1 pseudogene is annotated in these 1,645 nt (G+C 50.4%); it reads right to left on the minus strand.

Annotated features, from left to right (window positions below):
- Positions 1 to 1,421 (minus strand): annotated as a pseudogene (locus J8X26_RS27495) (host specificity protein J); the annotation flags it as partial.
- Positions 1,422 to 1,645: the final 224 nt, after the last annotated feature.

Below are 1,645 nucleotides of genomic sequence, written 5' to 3' on the forward strand. Positions count from 1 at the left end.
CCGACCGAGAAAGTAATCACGCGGTCCTTATTATTGGTCAGAATACCCCAGCGCCCTTTCCTGTTTGCCTCTGACTGGCGGGTACAGCCGATCGCCGTCAGCTCTAACTGATTGAAGCCGTAGCGCGTAACCAGATCCTGTTCAAAGACAGGTTCCATTGCGTCAGCGTAGGCATTGTCCGGATCAGACCATGACACCAGAGCCGTCGTATACCGTGTCTTGGTGGTGCTGCTTGAGTAACTGAACTGACCATCGATGACGTTTGCACGGGTGTAGCTCTAATCGATGTCGCGGGGCATGTCTGCCAGGGCAACGATTTGATTTCCACCCCAGTAGGTCATGCCACGAAAGATGGCCGCGAAATCCCGAAGAACCGTATAGGCATCATTCCGGCTTTGCACGTAAACATTGCAGACATAACGCGGCTCTGTGCCGCTGCCGCCCTTACCGTCTGGAACCAACTGATCGCAATACTGCGCGACCTGGTACAGTTCCCATTTATCGATGTTAGCCGCGGTAAGCCGGTTACCCAGACCGAACCGGTCAGTAACCACAACATCGTAAAATATCCACGCAGGGTTGTCGGTCCATGCCCATTTGAAAGCGCCGGTCCACGTTCCGCTATAAGTCCGTGTAACGGGGTCATAAGTGTCTGGCACCCGAACAACGCGCATTTCCGTATCAACGGCAACCTGAGGGATCGAGCCGTTGAACTGGCTGGAGTCAAATTCGATGTAAAGCAAAACGGTATTGGGATAACGGAGTTTGGCGTCAATGACCTCGGTGTAGCTCTGAACCGTCATTGCATCGCCAATCTTTGCACTGTTTGCATCAGGGGTTATTTTGCGAAGTCTAACTGTCCAGGTGGTGCCTGCCTGCGGTAAATCGATACGGTGACTACGCTCATACCCTGATGTTGTTTTACCCGTAACCGCAGTATTAACGACTGTCTGGAATGCCCCGCCATCCGTCTGCAACTCTATGGTGTAATTGATGGAATACCCCACCAGATCACCATCATCTTGTTGTTTGAAGAGTGAGGGCCATTTAAGGCGAAGGCGAATAGCTGAAAGCTGGGTATTGGTGAAAGTGTGCGTCCAGGCGACTGCACTTTTTACTTCCGTTCCGACGCTGATTTCATTTTCCGTGCCCGGCAAGCCTTGAATATAAGTCTGTGCCTGTGTACCTGCTCTAAACTCCCAGGCAACACCACTGAAATTACTGGAACCATCAGTATTGAGTACCGCTGTTCCATCTAAATAAATATTCTGCCCGGTTAAATTACCAGCCCACTCCCCTTCACCAAGCGCGATCAGCAGCTTTGCTTTTGCAATAGACTGCAGGTCGTCCGGCTGTTCTACAGGTGTCCGGGATGAAGAACTGCCGCCTTTGCGGCCTTTTATTTTGGTTGCGGTTGCCATATTGCGCCCATAAAAAAAGCCGCACGAATGCGGCTAATGATGGATACCTGATCAAATATCAGGATGTTTTGTAAGGATAATGTGAATTACGCTCAAGGGTCAGCCCGGCCATGTTTGGAGCATGACCGTCATTCACTGGAGGGATGGCTGATTAACTCTGGGTAAGGAAAATGAAATGGAAAAGCCGCATAAGATTATTAACAGTTTGAACGTATCATCCAATG

It is taken from the genome of Rahnella sp. ChDrAdgB13 (assembly GCF_017655185.1).
Taxonomy (GTDB): Bacteria; Pseudomonadota; Gammaproteobacteria; order Enterobacterales; family Enterobacteriaceae; genus Rahnella; species Rahnella contaminans.